Source organism: Acinetobacter sp. AOR34_HL, from assembly GCF_027854795.1.
In the GTDB taxonomy this organism is placed as follows: domain Bacteria; phylum Pseudomonadota; class Gammaproteobacteria; order Pseudomonadales; family Moraxellaceae; genus Acinetobacter; species Acinetobacter junii.
Window position 1 is genome coordinate 1 of the sequence record NZ_JAKTID010000004.1, and the last position, 17,994, is coordinate 17,994.

General features: G+C 39.1%; 10 protein-coding genes. 1 reads left to right on the forward strand and 9 read right to left on the reverse strand.

All coding sequences use genetic code 11. The features are described from left to right. The first annotated feature begins 142 nt into the window (after positions 1–142). Positions 143–592, forward strand: coding sequence for an ankyrin repeat domain-containing protein (locus tag MKL32_RS00335; RefSeq protein ID WP_270900029.1), 450 nt, complete (start codon positions 143–145; stop codon positions 590–592). A gap of 54 nt (positions 593–646) precedes the next feature. On the opposite strand, the gene MKL32_RS00340 is transcribed toward MKL32_RS00335, so the two are convergent. The 9 genes from MKL32_RS00340 to MKL32_RS00380 form a co-directional block, all read right to left on the reverse strand. Further along, positions 647–2,569 (reverse strand): DUF262 domain-containing protein, encoded by a 1,923-nt coding sequence (locus MKL32_RS00340; protein WP_270900030.1) that lies wholly within the window; start codon positions 2,567–2,569, stop codon positions 647–649. Between the two features lie 20 nt (positions 2,570–2,589). Beyond that, entirely contained in the window at positions 2,590–4,290 is a 1,701-nt protein-coding gene (locus MKL32_RS00345) for a DUF262 domain-containing protein (protein WP_270900031.1), read from the reverse strand. A gap of 350 nt (positions 4,291–4,640) precedes the next feature. Next, complete coding sequence (locus MKL32_RS00350; RefSeq protein ID WP_270900032.1) at positions 4,641–6,386, reverse strand: DEAD/DEAH box helicase; 1,746 nt, start codon at positions 6,384–6,386, stop codon at positions 4,641–4,643. Then, complete coding sequence (locus tag MKL32_RS00355; protein ID WP_270900033.1) at positions 6,387–6,767, reverse strand: hypothetical protein; 381 nt, start codon at positions 6,765–6,767, stop codon at positions 6,387–6,389. Further along, positions 6,760–8,001: a hypothetical protein gene (locus MKL32_RS00360; protein ID WP_270900034.1), complete on the reverse strand. Its 1,242-nt coding sequence runs from the start codon at positions 7,999–8,001 to the stop codon at positions 6,760–6,762. Before MKL32_RS00360 ends, MKL32_RS00355 begins: the two co-directional genes overlap by 8 nt. A 9-nt stretch (positions 8,002–8,010) precedes the next feature. Next, positions 8,011–9,960: a hypothetical protein gene (locus MKL32_RS00365; protein ID WP_270900035.1), complete on the reverse strand. Its 1,950-nt coding sequence runs from the start codon at positions 9,958–9,960 to the stop codon at positions 8,011–8,013. Positions 9,961–10,272: 312 nt separating this feature from the next. Beyond that, positions 10,273–11,031, reverse strand: coding sequence for an HNH endonuclease (locus MKL32_RS00370; RefSeq protein WP_168416347.1), 759 nt, complete (start codon positions 11,029–11,031; stop codon positions 10,273–10,275). A 230-nt stretch (positions 11,032–11,261) separates the two neighbouring features. Further along, positions 11,262–15,212 (reverse strand): Eco57I restriction-modification methylase domain-containing protein, encoded by a 3,951-nt coding sequence (locus MKL32_RS00375; protein WP_270900036.1) that lies wholly within the window; start codon positions 15,210–15,212, stop codon positions 11,262–11,264. Between the two features lie 9 nt (positions 15,213–15,221). Then, positions 15,222–17,993 carry a helicase-related protein gene (locus tag MKL32_RS00380; RefSeq protein WP_270900037.1) on the reverse strand — a complete coding sequence of 924 codons (2,772 nt, stop codon included), beginning with the start codon at positions 17,991–17,993 and terminating at the stop codon, positions 15,222–15,224. Position 17,994: the final 1 nt, after the last annotated feature.

Sequence of the window (17,994 nt, forward strand, 5' to 3'; positions counted from 1 at the left end):
TCTGACTGTCAGTAAATTTAGATGTTTTCATGCAGAATCTCCTGCTCGTATCTTAAGAGAAAATTCTACTTTTAGATCCTATTATTTTTAGGGGGAATTACCATAAGAATTTGCACTTTACCAGAATTTAAGTGTAATCAGCATGTTAAATGGCCATAAAGTTGAACGAAGAAATGATAAATACCTTGCAGATTCTATTAGACGTCATTCTAATGGAGGTAGTGATATCAAAAGCTATAATCAGCTTCAAAAGCTCCCACACCATGATCCAAGAAAAGTACTATTTGAGGAAGTGAAAAGAATTTCTCTTGGAGACAAGAAAATTTGTGATGCTTATGAGATTTTCGAGTTACTTTTGCAATATGGTGCAGATCCAAATCAAAATACGGCTCAGCATCCGATCAAAGGTTATACACCTTTCATGTTAGCTGTTGAAAAAGATAATGCTTATGCTGTCGATCTGATGTTAAAACATGGTGCTCAATTAGATCAAAGCTATGTAAAAGCAGATGAAGGGTGTCGTATCTTTTTAAATGAAATCGCTGATTTTTCTAATGCTAATCAAGTAAAAGAATTAATTTCTATATCATAATAATGAAAAGCGTCTATCAGAAAATTCACTGATGATAGACGCCTATCCTGTTATTTATGTAATTAATCTACATTTCAAACGTCCGGCATCACTATTAGCAACTCGACTTTGTGGAATCAGCCAGCAACAAGACTCGTCATCTTTAATCGCAATATAATGATGTTTTGCATAGTCCAACAAATTTGGCTCAGTAATTAAACGCTTCTTCCAATTCGGCATATCTAGAGGAATTTTATAGTCAGTAATAATTTCTCCCAGATCTTTTTTCATCAATAAATTAAAAAGCTCTTTTAAATAACTTGAATCACGACTAAATAGAAATTTTAAATCTTCAGTATTCGCTATTAAACATCGCTTAGGTGCAGATACTGCATGTAAAATAGACCACCAATATTGGTAGAATTTATTATCACCAATAGTTAATAATGCACGCCTAAAGTCGTTAGAAATATCCTTTTCAGATAGGTATTTATCTACGACATTTTTTCGCAATATATTTAAATTCTCATAATCAAACTCTTTAAAACACTCTAAGAAAATTTTAATACTTCCACGACAGAATAAAGTGTCCTCCAAATCATGAATTGCCTTTCGATTATTTTCAGACTGAATAATCAATGAAGCCTTTAATTTCTCTTCTTCAACTTGCTTCGTTGCGAATTTTGAAGAAATAGATTTATCCTGCAAATATTGATAAATCTTATCTTGTCCTGGTGCTAACTCTGTCACCAAGTTTAAAGCACTTAAAAAAGAATCATCGTTATCAATTGTTGAATTATTAACAATATTTCGAATAACACGCATCCAATCTGAAAAGGATTCTATTGAGAATTCGAATTCGGAAATTAAATAAGAAGTTTGTGCATAGAACATGACTCGTTGTGGATAGGTAACATGTGTCGAAGTTGCAATGAGCTCAAAAAAATTATTAAAAAAAGAGTCACTTTTTAAATCTTTAAGGTTTAAAAACTTCAAATTACTTAATACAGTATTAATTGCACTAAAATCAATATCAGCGTATTTATCTAAACTATTTACTAAATATTCAAATGTACTTTTATCAAAAAGAATAGAAATTAAAGCAGATGGATAGGCTGCTAATTTCTGTATATTAAGTAAATCTTTTTTATTTATTAAGTATAGATTAGAAATCAATTGTAAAAAATATTCATCAATGGAATTATCTTTACTACGATAATTCCATAATAAATCTGTCCATTGATTATCTATTTTGAAGGAAAATTTTTGATTAAATTCAGTGTCTTTATTTTCCCAACCCTCATCACTAATTTGTTTTTCTAATAATGCCTTAAAGTTTTCGAATGAGGTAAGAGCCTTTCCACGAGCATTCATGGTAATGTAAAGATCATCCGATAAACCAAAATTATCCAAATCTAGATGATAAAATTGAATCACATTTTGTTCTGTGAGTTTACTCCATCCATTGCGAATATTATAAAACTTAGCATGAATAGCATCTAGCATGTTCAACATAGCAGAAATCGTAGGATCTTGCTTCCATGATAAAAAGAACCAAGGCTTATCAGTGATCAATTCAGATATTTTTTCACTACTCTCTAAGTTACAAAAATCAAAAGTATCCTTAATTAAGGATTCACAAAACTCTCGTGAGCTAATACGAGTTTCGTAACTAAAATTTAACAGTCTGTTTTTCAAATTTATATCAACTTGATCTTTATTTGCAAAATAAAAGTGCAATAAGAACAAGGTTGATAAACGTTGCTGTCCATCTAAAAGTTGCAAAGCATAATCAATTTGACTGCCATAAACAAAATCTAGCTCAATAAATTTTTCTTCATTTAATGAAGTATGAAGTGTATTTAGAAAACGAGTTCTGACTTTTTCCTGCTCTAAACGCCCTTGGGCATAATCACGTTGAATAATTGGAATTTCAATTTTGCTAGACTGAATAAGATTCCAAAAAGATATTTTTTCTGCGGTTTTTTTATTTAACACTGTATAATTCCTTATGCAAATTAAGATTGTTTGAGAGAATTTATTGTTTCTTCAATATCATTTAAATATTGCTCCCGATCCTTCTCTCCCCAAAAACTCATTTGCTCTATATCAGTGCTATAAAATTTCATAAATACATTTTTTGTGCAGATAGGCACAAATGTACCAGTTTTCTCTCTTTCAATAATTTTCCTTCTTTTAATAGGAAATACTGAATTTTTGTAACTTCTATTGGTTGAAGAATCTAACAAAACCAGATTATCAATAGAGTTAACATCTAAACCTTGATCTTGGAATGACTCCATAAATTGAATAAAAAACTCATCAAACTGTGATAAATCACTTTGAACCTCAAGTATTTTATTTTGAAGTTGAGAATCTAAGTTCAAATTTGAACTATTATCCAAGATTTCTTTTATCCAATCTTTCTTATGCTGATCAGATCTTGGTGGCTGGTCAGCAAGTGCAGTAATATGTTCAACATCCCATTTTTCTTTTTTGTAACGATCAAATGGAAATCTTGTAGTTTCATTTTGATTATTTAATAGAGTTTGTACATTATGAAATAATAAAATATGACGTATTTTATCAAATCCATATTGCAACTCACTTAAATCATCATCTGGTAAATACTCGAGTATTTTATTATTTATTAACTTAAGAAATTCCATTTTGCTTTTTGAATTTTTTAATTCATAAATTTCATTAATGCTATAACCGATAGCAATCAAATAACCAATTTTATGATATAGTTTTCGATCTTGATACCATTCTTCAAGTGTTTGAAAACATTGCTTAACTTCACGCCATATGTCTTTGATTTTATCTTTTTTTAATTTTTCTGAAAAGAATCTAAAAGTGAAGAATTCATCATGATGAATTGTCTTTTTAGATATTAAGTTAAAAATTAAGTCTATTCGAGTAGTCAAAACTTTTTTATCAGTTAAAAAATACCAGAACGAATCATTCTGCAAGGCATATTCCATGCGATCCCATTCCGTTGAAATTTCAATCTGTTGCAATCTTATTTTAGCCTTATCTTTATCGTTAAGTTCAATAAAGTTTGTTTTATTTAAAAATAATGCCTTAATCAACTCTGCATTAGTTAGTGGAATTTTTCCCACATTTAAACGAGTAAAAACATCTACTGAATCACTATCAGTTTCATACCAAATCACTTTTGTACTATGGACAAAATTTGACTCCAACTTCCCTGGATTTAGCTTACCTTTTTTGTTTAAATCTAATGCCCATTGATGGATAGTTTGATAGGCTGTACTAATATAAAAAAAATCAATATTTTGATTATTAATAATATCCTTATCACTTGAAATATCAATTACTAAATTATTTAAAAAGTCTGTACTAGATTTACGTGTTTCATAACTTAATGAAAATTCATTTAATTTAAACATCCCTTTCCACATTTGGTTTATATAATGAATCACTAAAAAAATAGTCGTAAGCCGTTGTTGTCCATCAATAACTTCATACCAATCTTTTTCTACCTCCAAGTCATTATCTAATTTTGATGAATCAGACATTTTTTTTAATACTAAAGGTTGTAAGCAATACCAAGACTCTTCGTTTTTTTCATTTCTTTTAGGTTCAAACTGATTGATATCATTTAAAAAGTCATTAATTTGTTGAGGAGTCCATCTATATCCTCGTTGGTAGGCCGGAATAAAAAAATTCTTATCCAACAATTGTTGGATATTCATTGGTTCTATCATTAAAGTTGTATCCACGCTTGCCCTCTATTTTGCAATTTTTATCAACATATCAAGTGATAAGTAACGTAATTAAAATATACCTATAATCTTTATCAAAAAGATCTTCATCTCACCCTAAACCAAATTTATTGAGTGTTAGGTAAGCTTCTCACCCTTTCCATTATTTTGGCTAGGATCAGACATAGTTTTCCGTATTTTTAACAATTTCATAATGTAAGGATCAACCTGTCTACTAAATAACTGATGCACGGACTAAAGCAATTCTCTGAAAATAATAAAATTTACTTCCTGCGATTTAACATCACACTTTTAACCAGCTTAATTACAGTATTTAGCTATCAGTATGTACTCAAGATAGGTAATTCGACGAGGGCATCAAGTACAGGTAAACTCTTACTAGAGATATAATTAATATCGCCTACTAAATACACTGCATCACGAGCCCGTGAAATTGCCACGTTAATACGACGGTCATCAGCATAAAAAGTTGCAGGACCAATGTTACGTACAAACGAGAAGAAAACAACATCAGCTTGGCGTCCTTGAAACGCATCAACAGTATCAACCTCTATTGCAAGTAGCTCACTATAATCACATTTCTTTAATGCTTGACGTATAGCTTTGCATTGAGCACGGTACGGTGTAATAAGTGCTACGCTAATCTTTCTCTTTACTGAATTATTTTTTAAGCGGTTACTCATTTCAGTCAATTTTTTCAAGATAATGTCTATCTCAAATTCATTGATCAAGATTTTCTTTTCCTTACCTCTTTGTGCTGGTACTCGATATCCCTGAGACTTATACGTAAGCCAACCAAACTCCTGAAATTCATGATTAGTTTCTGTTCTATAATGATCTAACTCACCTTTGTAAAAATGATTAGAGATAAATTGACCAATGTGTGGAAGCATTCGAAATTGCTTTCCTAATGTTCCTTTCATATTAGTTGGCAAGTTATCGAATAAGCGCTCAATTACACCATTACGAATTAAACATTCCTTTTGTGCGTCCATTTTTTCTAGGACTTCCGATTCTTCTGTACAAAAGGTAGGAGGTAGTTGTTTATGGTCACCAACCAAAATGCACTTCTTGGCAACACTCATAGCCATAAGCCATTCAGGCATAGTTGCCTTCGAACATTCATCAACGATTGCTAAGTCAAACATCTGACTTTCACTATCCATTAAATGGTCGATCTGATTACAAGTAACCCCTATCACTTGGTGCATTTCCGCTAAATTTCGCGCTTGCCAACGAGCAATGGATACAGCGTCTTCATCGTTATTTGTTCTAGAGGTGTCTAGCTCACCCCATAATTGCATAGTAAGTTCTGGAGCTACGCCATAAGCCTTATGCCAAAGAGCATCTGCTCGCGTCAGGGCATCTGCCTCTCGCGCCTTTTCACATTCAAATTCAGTAATACTAAATCTTGGATATCGTAATATTGAATTTATAAACTCAGGAGCAACCTCTTTTGACAGACGATCTATAGCATTATCTACGGCAACATGTGTTTCAGAGCTAATCAAAATACGCGCATTGGGTTTAGCATGAATTAATTGCAGAATTATCTCTACAATTGCTGTGGTCTTTCCTGTTCCTGGTGGGCCTTGAATAAAGAAAAGGTCTTCGCTTACCAAAGCTTTTTGGATCAACTTGAATGCAGCATCATTTGGTTCATAACTATTTTGTATTGGCAAAGTCGCACAGATAGACATAGACGAGCGTTCACGTGCCTGGAATTCGGCAATAAACTCATCAATTTGTGCTTGTGTATTTGAAGAATGCTTATTTGAGTTTTTACTAATCTCGATATTAGATTGCTTATCTAGTGAAGAAAAAAGCTCATTCTTATCATCTGCTATGCAGTAATGATAATGCAGTATTCGATTATGATTGATATTGCAATTCGCACCTGCACGAAAACCTAATAAGCAACGTATTTGACGTTCAAGCTTGGTTCTAGTAACCCTATCAACATTAGCAAGCAACTCCGTCAGATATTCCAACCAATGGTCAATGTGATCAATGAAGTCAACTGTCTGTTTAGTCTCATCGCAAAGTTGAGAGTAATGTAAATCCATTTATGCCTCGACGTATTTTATATTTAGAAGCATTTCTACCCCTGCAGGATTTTTACAGCCCAACTTATTAAGTAGTAAACGGCGTATACCTGGAGCCTGTATATCATCCATAGTTAAAGGCAACTCAAATTTATTGTTCAGCAATTCAAAGATAATATTCATATCTGTATGGATAGTGAGTACCCCAAGATTATTTTCCAACATATCTGCTGTGATTAGGAGATCGATAGCTAAAGCAATTCTATGAAGTGAGAACTGAGGTAATGCTGAAAGAAGTGTGTCTTTGGTGTTATATCCACTCATCACTGCTTTTGCGACTGCAACAATTGCTTCCTTGATAGCAAAGTGTCTCCAATAAAACTGTAATGCGACTTTAGACATATTTTTCACTCCTCTTTTGCTTCTCCTCCCAATGTTTACGTTTTTGTTTAGCGGTATTAATTCCAAAGATAGACAAGGCATCAAATGCACGATCTAGCGATAGCATTTCAAATAACGAATCAATCCCAGCATCTGGATGCAATGGTTGTATGCGCTCAATATAACCCTTTAATTCATCGCGCCGAGTATATAAAAATAACCTAGCCTCAATAAGTTTTTTTCTTTCATCAAATGCTTCATTATGCTTTATCTTTAAATGATCACGTCTAGCTTTATCACTAGAAAAACTATCTGGATATTCCTTAGTGTCATGTGCATCTTGGACTCGACGTTTATATAGTTGGAACTCTCCCTTGATCTCGTTGAAGTTTTGAGTAGCATGTACTACATCTTCATTTGCCTTCTTCAAAACTATCTGCCTAATCTCTGTCAATGTTCCCCCTTCACTAAGTCCCCTCATCCACATATTAACCTGTTCAAGATCACAATCCTTGAATGCATAATAAGCTTCAAACTTCTTAGCAATTTGCCCCCAAGCATCCACACATAGCTCATACTCTTTTTTCAAAGTATCTTTATTCGCTTTATGCTCTTCTTCAGCTACCTTTTTCTTTACATCTAGCTCATTACGTTCTGCACGTAGCTCATTGACTTGTTTTAAAAGTGCACTACGATGACTTTGAAGGCGTCTAAGCTCATTTTTAAACTCTTCGTAGCTAGATTTAGAGGTACGCTCAATACGTTCATTCGTTTTTAAAATAAAATCGTTTTTAACAGTAAGTTCTCGATTAGCTGTCAACTCTCTCCATGCGTATCTTTCCTGACTCTGAGATAATTTTTTAAGCTCAGACACATATGCATCAAGTAGATTAATTATGGAAAATAAATTATTTATTTTTTTTGCAAGAATCTTTAACTCTTGTTGGTAGAGATCCAGATGCATCCAAGAATCCACACAACTAAACATCAAATCTTGAAATTTATTAAGTCTAGGCAAATAACCAGTGGTAATGGTTAATTGTTGATTCATAAACTCAATATGTTCTTTAAGCTCTTGATTTCTCTTTTCCTGATGAGATTGAATCCTCTCCAAATAGTCATTTTTTTTAACTTGAAGTCGCTGTTTTACGGCTTCTTTTTCACGATCTAACTCACGGATTAAAGACTTAGTACGAGCCTCTTCTTTTTCCAAATTTGAACTTGCCCACCAATGAGCAATAGCTTTAAAAATCATAATCCCCCCTTACTGCATTTCTAAAAATTCACAGGCTTGATCCCAGCCAGTTCTATGGGGAATAAGTATTTCCATACGTGTGAGAATCGTTTGTTGCATTGTGTTCTGGATGGTGGCATCGATTTGATCCGAGATCACCAATTTTTTGATTTTGTTTTGCAGTTCTTCAAGTTCATCTGCAAAAGCTTCGGAACGTTGTTGATCTTGTTGTTGCTTACGCAGCTCAACATCCATTAACTCCGTATGCTCGATATAAGTCTTACGTACAGATGTGAACATTAAATATTGCATTTCAAGATGTTGATTGAGGTCTTTACTCATGGCATCAAATTGATCAAATGCTTGCTCTGTTATACTTGCTCTAGCCGTTTCATACTGTAAGTCGATGGTCGTAATCGCATCCTCATACTGCAGAGCTAAGTCTTGCATCATTTCACGTTCTTGTTCAGGCAGAGCATTAAGCTGGGCATATATGCTACTTTGAACAGCTCGCAATTGATTCTTACGAACTCCATATTCTGAAATTACAGAAATTGCACCACTCAGTGGTAGCATGTCACTCCAATTAAAAGTCAACTCTGACAGCTTGCCAACTTTACCTACATAAGTCGTGAGATCGATTTGTCCACCATTTAGCAATTCAAGCGCAGATTTCAGTTCAGTATTGGCAATCGCAACCCCCTTAGATGAGAAATGATTAACATATGCCCCAGCTGCAACAGCAAAGCCAATCGCAAATACAGTTCCACATGCCATTACACCTAATGCACCTAAAGTCGTTCCCCCAATTGCATAACCAGATATTGCTGCTGGTATAACAGCACCAAGGTAAGAGCTCGCACCCAAGCCTAGGCTAAATGCCAAACTACTACCAACAACCTGTACAGCCCCACCGATCGTAGATGAAGCAAATTGAAGATTATCAATTTCACCTTTTGAAAACTTGTAGATGTTTTGAGCTAGCTGAAATGTAATTTGGGCGACGGCGGCAGCAACGTTGCCTTTAACAAGTTGCTTGCCGATTGTTTGCCCTATCGCCTTACCTGTTTGCTGAGTTGCCGCATCAACCATGGCTTGGCCTGCATGCTGAATACTAGTAACTAACAATGCATTACCAGCCCCTTTAACTGAGCTAGTTACAATACGCTGTGCTATCTCCATACACTGATCCATCGTTAAAGGATCATCGCTACGCAAAACTTCCAGCAAGATCGTTGCTGATTCACTAACAGCACCACCAATCGCCCCTGCTTTTGCTGCATTGCGATATTGCATTGCGTTAAACTCAGAACGTACTCGCTGCTTATCTTTGTATTCAGGTCCTTCTTGATTTTTTTTAGTTTCCTGTACCAACTCTTCAGCACTACCTTCACCCTTTCGGTTCAGACCTGTACTGGACACTTTACCATCACTCGATGTCAGTGTATCTGTCGCATTATCAGCAGTATCCTGATAACTCTTAGATACCTCAGGACGTGTTTCTTTATTTCTAAGCGCCTGTTTACGAGATGCTGCTTTTACAGAGTCAACCTGATCTTTTGGTACAATTTTACCAACACCATCATATTTTTCTGGTGATAGAGCACCTGCCGTCTTTTCACCATCTTTATAAAATTTCACTTGATGTTTGGTTGTACCATCCGGCGTTACAACATGGATATCTGTAACAGGATCGTTATGCATTCCAACGTCTAGTGTAGCCCGATGATTATTATGTCCCTTAGCTGCGGCTTCGATATTAAATGAGCCTGCATGATGAGCTTCTGCTGCAAATCCTTGCTGAACATCCATTGTTTGGCTAGTAAATCCCCCATTTTTTTGAGAGATGGCATCTTTTATCCCTTTACTATACTCATTCAAAGCTTGGTTTAAAGCATCACCCTGTACTTGGTTCCATGCACCCTGAAAATAAGAAATACTCTGCCCTGCGATATCTAGTGACTCTTCGTTTTTTTTCATAAAGCTCTATCTATGTATGCTATTTAACTTTTTCACTGCTCAATATTTAATTATGAGTAATATCATGTGTATCTACGATCTATCTCACCAAATTCTATATAAGTAGCACCTTCTCAAAAGACTGATTTACTAAATCCATATCCTCTTTAAGATTCATCTTATAATTCCTTTTAACTCACCCACCATCCTCATATTCTGGTCCTGGTGATAATTGGCCAAGTACAACAAATGTATTAGCCACCACTCTCCTAGACAAAATGAACATATTTTTATTCAGATAAATCTGCTACAGGATTCATATCTTTAAGTAATCTAATTTACAGTGAGTAGCCTAGCTCTATGTATTCTCAAATACTTTTCATGTTCCTCAGCAACCCAGCGCAGCTTTAGAGCCGATGTTAATCCCAATAGGGCTTTATCTTTTTCAGAAATTTTTTCTGAGATAAGAATGTTTCCATATTTATTAAAACTAATTAAAAAACGGTCAAATAATGCATCTAAGTTAGCTGTAAGCAAGAATCCATTAAACACATCTAATCGCTGAGCATCTGTTTCACACTTTGCCCAAGGTAATGCATGACTGGCTCTAAGGATACTTGGTATGGAAACCCCTGTTACTGCACAGGCCTCACCCCAATATTCAAGCATAGCTCTTCGGTAAATATCCTGACCTACGCGTTGGCGTACCATACGCTCTACTTCAGTGTTCTTAATGTTGTCGGGAAGCTTATTAAGCTCAGCCTTCAACACTGATTCAAAGTCATCTTCAGCTTGGTTAGGAAGAGAATGCGCTAGTGCCGCTGCGCGCTTAAAAACAACCGCCATACTGTTCACAGACTCAATCAAAATTTCACGATTCAGCACTGGAAAATCACGCTTAAGCTCATTGAGTAACTGTTGCTTTGCATTACTAAATAACAAACAGTAGTTTTCATTTACGCATGTGATGACCACTTGCAACTGGTGGCGCGCAGATCCAAGTGTTAACGATTCAGGTGTTTCACACACCGTGTATTCAAAACCAAAATCATGACCAGCTTTTTCAACTAAAGTACGTTTCAGTGCATCCATAATATCACCTTAGGGCAAAGCTAAAACGGGCTTATAGTTATCAGAATTGCCCAAGTTCAAATCTAGACTTGGGTCATCACTTTTCACTGTTTGGCGAATCAGCAACAGACTTTGAATTAAACTGGATTTTCCCGAGGAGTTGGTGCCAAGCAATAAGGTTAGCGGTGCCAAGCGCAATGGCCCGGTACTTCGCCAGATTTTAAAGTTTTCGAGCTTTAAATGAGTAAGCATCAGTGCAACTCTCCCGCTTCTAATTTATCCCAAGCTTCTAACACCAAGCGCTGGGTGCGGTATTCCCCAAACTCTTTCTCCTCACTTCTTTTTAAAGCTGAGAATGTTTCAGATGGATAATTTGGATCAATTTGAGAAGGATCGAGTATGTAGGCAAGATCACTTCGTTCAAGACCGTAAAGCTTCGCATAATAAGCATCAAGCTCTGATTGTATGACTAGCCTTCTCTCAGCATTGAAACTAAAAGGATCAGAGTAATATCCTACATCCACAGCAAAGGGTTGCATATTAACAGATGTATAAGTCAGCTCTAACACTCTCTTAGATATAAAGTCTTTATCTTTTTCTAAATAATCATTAGGAGGAATTATTGGAAATTGCTTCGCAATGAATAAGTTAAGATTTAATCCCCCTATCTTCTGCTTAGCAATATAATCCAAAACTAATGAACTTAAATTTGCTTGAAGAAGCGATATTTCTTCTGCTGCAATATTTTCAGAAGGAATCAAAATTGGACAACTATTTCCAGCCGCAGATAACGGAGCTATTGTCGTTATCAATGTACGAGAATTCGTAGCATTTGTAATACCACGCATCAAAAACATCCATTGTCTTGTGTAGTTTTTTTCGGCTAGACGCCTTTTAACTTCAGAATTATCAACCCAATACCGGGGTGTCACTTCAAAATTCGGATCAGCTTTTTCATCTAAGGTACAGTCTCGGCTAGTGTCGCCCTCATAAGTTGCCCAACGATGATCAAATTGGTGAATCATTTTAGCTTCATAAAGGGGAAGTAAACTTTCCCCTTCATCACTGTGAAATAAATGACTATCGTTGGACATATGCATCATTGCCATAAATGAAATACCCCACGGATTACCATTTTCTTTCATTTCATTGATAAGAACAGGGGCTGCGCGGTAGATTTTTTTGGTGAGTTCAGCATCCCGTTCACTGCGGAATATTGGACAAGTGAGAGTATTGGGGTTTATTAGACGAAATTCACTTTGAGATAAGCTAAATCTTTTACGTGTATCTTTCAGATCATCAATGGTTAATATGTAATGCGCTATCACGGCATCAAATTGATTGCTTCCTATAGTCACAAGGGAGAATGGTGTATCTGAGTGTACTGCAGGAAAAATTTTCAAGGCATTATCAAAACCTAATAAAGAAATAAGAAGATTATTATTCACAATGTATTGAAAATATCGCTTGGTAGAGTCATCCGTAGCTATCCCTGACGGTACAATAAATCCAGCTCGCCCAAACTTTGAGGTGACTTGGGTAATCGTTTCAGCAAACAGGGCGTAGGTATTCACATCCCCCACACCAGTCAACGGATAACGTCCACCTTCATCACCGTTCACATGCATAAAGGCGCTGGCTGCTTCAGCAGTGCGTTTAGCTGTCAAAAACTCATTAAACACGCGCACTTCAGCAGCGCATTCATACTCAGAATGTTGCAGATCTGGCAACAGGTGTTTGGCCAATATACCTTCACTAAGCCACTGAATGCGCTGAGCACGTTCGGCTTTATTTTTAGCTTTAGCGACATCAGCGTTGCGGGTAGCGAAGAACTCTTCTTCTTGCAGCTTAATACGCTCCCACGGTGGATTACCAAGCACACAGTCAAACCCACCTTGGGCAAACACTTGCGGGAAAGCAAGTGGCCAGTGAAATACGCGGGCATCAACACAGGCTTGCATCGCAGCCTCGCGCTGAGCGATATGCTGGGTATTATGGCTATCGCTCACCAACTCTAAATAGACACTAGCAGTGGTCGGAATATGGTTTTCAGTAGCTTCGGTTTTCGGCAACAAAAAAGCACCCAGCACCATATCCGCTGCATAGCGCAGAGGGCTGTTTTGAGCTTTATCTAAAAAGGCTTTATAGGCTGCCTCTTGCTTAGCAATTTGCTTAGTAGTTGTTTGTGGCATTGCCTCAATATCCTGCAATTCAGCAAGTTGATTAGCTTGTGCCAAAGGCAATTTAAACTGTGGGCTTTTCCGATCTTTTTCCAATTGTTTTAGAGCTGTGGTATTCGCTTTATTCAGTGCGGTACACACTATTTTGTCGTCACCAGATAATGGTTTAAATGCTGCTTTTGGTATTCCATATTCCAATGCTTTTAAATCTATCAAGCCAAGTAAGGCATCTCCACATTGTAAATGATGGTCAAGAAAAGATAACGGCTGACCTTCATCAAAGCCTTCCAACCACAAAGCCGTACGGGCTAGCTCCAAGGCCATAGGATTACGGTCCACACCAAAGATACAGTGGCTGACCACTTCGCGCAGGGCGTGGCGATAATCGGCAGGTTTTACGGAGCCATCTTCACTGCGCAATTGCGCGAGCTCTTGTGCTAAGCGACGAGCAGCTGCCAGTAAAAAGTGACCACTGCCACAAGCAGGGTCAATCACGCGAATACTTAATATTGCTTCAGTGGGATTGATTTTGTTTTCAGCTAAGCGCTGTGCAATAACCGGCTCCAGCGCCGATTTAATCAACTCTTGCACTAAGGAATCCGGTGTGTAATAACTGCCGCTGGTTTTGCGCGCGTTACCAGCGGTAGAGCCTTCACTGGTAATACCAATGAAGCCAAAAGTCTTAGCGGTGAGGTCAATCTCTGGTACTAGTTCCAACAGGCTTTCGTATACGCTACCGAGTTCTTCTGGCCCCATATTTCGATAATCAACTGGGGTTGGGGTACCTTGATGATCGGCCCAACGTAAGTGACGCATGGCACAAAGCAGATGTTTGTTGCTAAGGCTGGCGGCATCAATACTTTGGCATTGGGTAGGATTAAATAATCCCCCTAAAGCCGGCAGTGCCAAACGCGGCTCACCTTCGGCAAGGCCCTTGAATATGATACGCAATGCCTGCCAGTGATCGTCGAAGCGGTTAAGGTTGCGGCGTTTTAAACAGGCTTCACGCAGACGACCAAGAGCATACCCTTGTGCATAAGCACGACGGGCTAATTGCGCTTGCTTATTGTCGTCCGCTGGATGCAATACCCCGCGCTCTTCCACGGTGAACAGGAAAATCAAGCGATAGATTAAGCGTAACAATTGTTGGAAGTAAGCGTCCTTGGTGAGCTCACCATCATCAAGTTGCTGTCGCAAGGCTTGATTGGCGGGGTGCTGGATAAAGCCCTCACCCAATACCAATAACGCTCGTTCTACACCGTTACGCAGACCATCGCGCACACGAGTGCCTTCCTCTTTACCCGTTTCACGCCAAGCTTCCCAAATGCTGTGTTCGGGTTTCTCGTTCAGTGCAGCACGACTAGCATGGAGTAAACGCCAAATATTGGCAAATTCACTGAAGCGCTGCCCTGTAAGCACTTCCTGAAGATCCACTTCCAAAAAGCTGGGGCGCGTGAGGCTGGCGGCATCGCGCAACAAGCGCAGCTGTTTACCGTTAGTGACGATAGCCCATAGGTGAGCATCGCTGGCGTTTAGAAGTTCTTGCGCCAGCTGAAACGCTGATTTTTTACGGCTGCCACTGCCTTCAATGGCAAAATTAGGCAGGCTGTCATCCAGTTTAACATTAAAAGGAGCGACTACTACCGGCACATGATCCGCTATGAAAGTAACAGGGAAGGCAAGCTCATTCACCTGAATGGCCGCAGTTGTTCGCAAACTACTGTAGCCCAAGGCATCACGTAATAATTCTTCAACAAACGTTTGGGTAACGATTTGAGCTTCGACATCTTCTCGCTCTAATGCGGATGCAAAGTGTTTCCATTGCGCACAAGCAATTTGAAAAGCGCGGCTGTAATCATCTTTTAAGCGCAGACCTTTCGGGGTGTTATAGTCTGCTTCCGTTTGGAATTTGGCTTGCCCTATTGCAGCTTTTTCCAACTGATCCGGCAGAAACAGCGCGCCTTCAAGGGTGATACTCGGTAGGTTCAATGCGCTTTTGGTTTGGCGTTTGATTTTTTTCATAGTCTTTCCTTACAGCGCATCCGGAAGTAATACATACACACCTATCACATCCACAGGCAAACAAGCCTTTACACTGTATTGGCCCACATCGCGCGCGGCTTCACGCACGCGCTTGTGGTCATCCAGCAAGGTGTTGGCACGTTCTTCAGCTAAAGCTTCAAGCTTTTCTTGGTTTTGTTGCAGAAAGGTAATCGCGTGATTGATTTCGCGAGTCATAGCCTCTTTGGATAGGTTTCCGCTGGGTACACATTCCAAGAGCTTATTAACCTCAAAGCCTGTGATCCATTCAGGATTCGTACGACCTTTAACAGCCAAAGCGACGGTTTCTTCTGCCATAAGCTGGAAGGGCTCACGCCTGCGCACATATTCCAACTGGTGTCGCAAACGCAACAGGTAAATAGTGGTGACCACTTCGACACTATCGGTTTCAGCCGCTGCACAGCGTGCCGCTACATTGCTGTCACCTTGCAGGCTTTCTTCAATCAAATGGTCTGCCAACACACTAACTAAAGGGTGACTACGATGTAGCTCGTTAAAGTCAAGCACAAGTGGTTGTTCAATGCCTTCATCGGCTAAGCGTTGGCATAAATTCTCGGGCGTGTATTGCGGCAAAAAGCGATAGCGATTGTTAGGGCAAGTTTCGAGTGGTGCATTTAAACGTACTGCTGCGGTTTTAATAAAGCGCTGCACATCCTCGTGGGTACCTAATGAGTCTTGCTGTTTCTGCCACTCGGGTAACACTTCATTCGGTTGAATACGGCGCTGGGCAAATACGGTACGGTTAGCTTTGGCTTTGGTGAGTGCATCTTGCCACTTTATCTGAACTGGCTCGAGTATTTCGTTTGCCTCTGCAAACAAATCATACTGGTATTGGCTTGCTTGTTGTGTACGCTTCATCAGAGCTGCCTTAACCAGCGCCTGATTGATGCGGGTATCGTCTTCCGGCATTGGTACTAACACCCCAAGCTCTTTCTGGATCGCTTCACCTTTTCTTAAAATAACGTTTAGAACAAAACCATCTACAGGATTATCCTCACCATAGAGCATAGTACAGCGCACTTCACTGGCTTGCTGGCCAAAACGATCTACTCGTCCTTCGCGCTGTTCATGACGAGTGGGGTTCCAAGCTAGGTCGTAGTGAACAATAGCAGTAAATAAATGCTGCAGGTTAATGCCTTCAGACAAACAATCAGTCGCTACCAGAATGCGTTGTGCGCCTTCCCCCATGTCTTCCACTTTTAGCTGGCGTTCTTCTGGCGTAAGTTCACCGGTCACAGATTCAACTGTGGCTTTAGGGAATTGTTTGCGCAGATGCTCGGCTACATAATGCGCCGTAGCGACATAGCGACAAAATACTACAGGATGAAAGCCATCTTTTATTAATTCATCGATATGCTGAATTAACGCAGCTAGCTTGGGATCACCTTGCTTACCACTGAGGCGTTCTGCTTCTGTAATCAATCCCTGCAACGCTTGATTATTTAGTTGCGCAGGTGGTTCAATATCCGATGCAGATAAATCGTCAGCCTCACCATCATGTAGACGCTCGTCAATTAATAGCTCATCAGCGGTTTGTAGGCCTTCTATTCGGTTGCCAAGTGCTTTCACAGCAGCGGCCGGTGATGAGGCAACGCAGCGAAGCAACGCTAAAGTGGCGTACCAGATCAAACGATTATCACTTTCCCCTAACTGCTCAACACTTTCAGCCAACTCAACACAGTAGTTTTGAACTGCATCAAAAAAGTTACCCCAATCACCTGTAAGTTTATAGGTGACTTCAGCTTTCATTCGACGTGGGAAACCGGTGCCATCGTTGGTTTCGGCCTGCCATTCGACAATATCCTTACGGCGTCGCTGCACGAAGTGACGAGCCAATTCTTGACGTAATGGATCGCTGGCTGAGGTTCGATTTTGTAGCGCCAAAAACTTTGGATTAAGTAGAGAGATAAGATTATAGAAGGCAGTCTCGTCACCTGAATGAGGAGTCGCAGTCAATAGAATCAAGTGCCGCTCTTCGTTGGCTGCGAGTCGTTGTAGCAGTTCAAAACGCAGTTGTTTGCCCCGCCCAGAAGACGCACAAGTATGGGCTTCGTCGACAATAATGCATTCCGGTGCAATTGAGAGGAAGTGCTCTCGATGACGCTCACTTTTAATGTAATCAAGACTGACTACCACAATTGGAAAGTGATCCATTAAACTCGTACCGTGCGGTACTTCGCGTTCAACACGGCTTGCAGTGGCAGAAGTTAAAGCAACAGAATGTATATTGAAACGGTTTTCTAATTCCGACTGCCATTGTTCAACCAAGTGAGGTGGACACAATACGGCAAGCTTGGAGATTTCTCCACGATCCAAAAGTTCACGAACAATCAAACCAGCCTCGATGGTTTTACCTATACCTACATCGTCAGCGACTAATAAGCGCACAGTACTTAGACGTAGCGCCATAAGTAGCGGAACCAATTGATAAGCTCGTGGTTCGACTGCAATATTACCAAAGGAACGGAATGGCCCACCTCCCGTCCGTAACTTTAACCTCAAAGCATCACGCAATAATAGGGCCCCAGAATAATTACCGGGTTTTTCCGCATCTGGCCAGGGAAAGGTTGCTGACTTCACTGGTTCGAGTTCTAATTCGGGAATCAGTGCAATCACGTCATCATCTGTGCCACCTAACGGGCGTAGGCGAAGCCAATCTGATCTACATTCGTTTTGCACTACCCATTCGCGGCCTCGTGCATGAACCAAGTTGCCCGGAAGGTAGTTATGTTCTTGTGTCATT

What these genes read in the sequence shown, in the direction of transcription:
- MKL32_RS00335 (WP_270900029.1), top strand. Translation starts at nt 143, where the DNA reads ATGTTAAATGGCCATAAAGTTGAACGAAGAAATGATAAATACCTTGCA.
- MKL32_RS00345 (WP_270900031.1), bottom strand. Translation starts at nt 4,290, where the DNA reads ATGAATATCCAACAATTGTTGGATAAGAATTTTTTTATTCCGGCCTAC.
- MKL32_RS00350 (WP_270900032.1), bottom strand. Translation starts at nt 6,386, where the DNA reads ATGGATTTACATTACTCTCAACTTTGCGATGAGACTAAACAGACAGTT.
- MKL32_RS00355 (WP_270900033.1), bottom strand. Translation starts at nt 6,767, where the DNA reads ATGTCTAAAGTCGCATTACAGTTTTATTGGAGACACTTTGCTATCAAG.
- MKL32_RS00360 (WP_270900034.1), bottom strand. Translation starts at nt 8,001, where the DNA reads ATGATTTTTAAAGCTATTGCTCATTGGTGGGCAAGTTCAAATTTGGAA.
- MKL32_RS00365 (WP_270900035.1), bottom strand. Translation starts at nt 9,960, where the DNA reads ATGAAAAAAAACGAAGAGTCACTAGATATCGCAGGGCAGAGTATTTCT.
- MKL32_RS00370 (WP_168416347.1), bottom strand. Translation starts at nt 11,031, where the DNA reads ATGGATGCACTGAAACGTACTTTAGTTGAAAAAGCTGGTCATGATTTT.
- MKL32_RS00375 (WP_270900036.1), bottom strand. Translation starts at nt 15,212, where the DNA reads ATGAAAAAAATCAAACGCCAAACCAAAAGCGCATTGAACCTACCGAGT.
- MKL32_RS00380 (WP_270900037.1), bottom strand. Translation starts at nt 17,993, where the DNA reads ATGACACAAGAACATAACTACCTTCCGGGCAACTTGGTTCATGCACGA.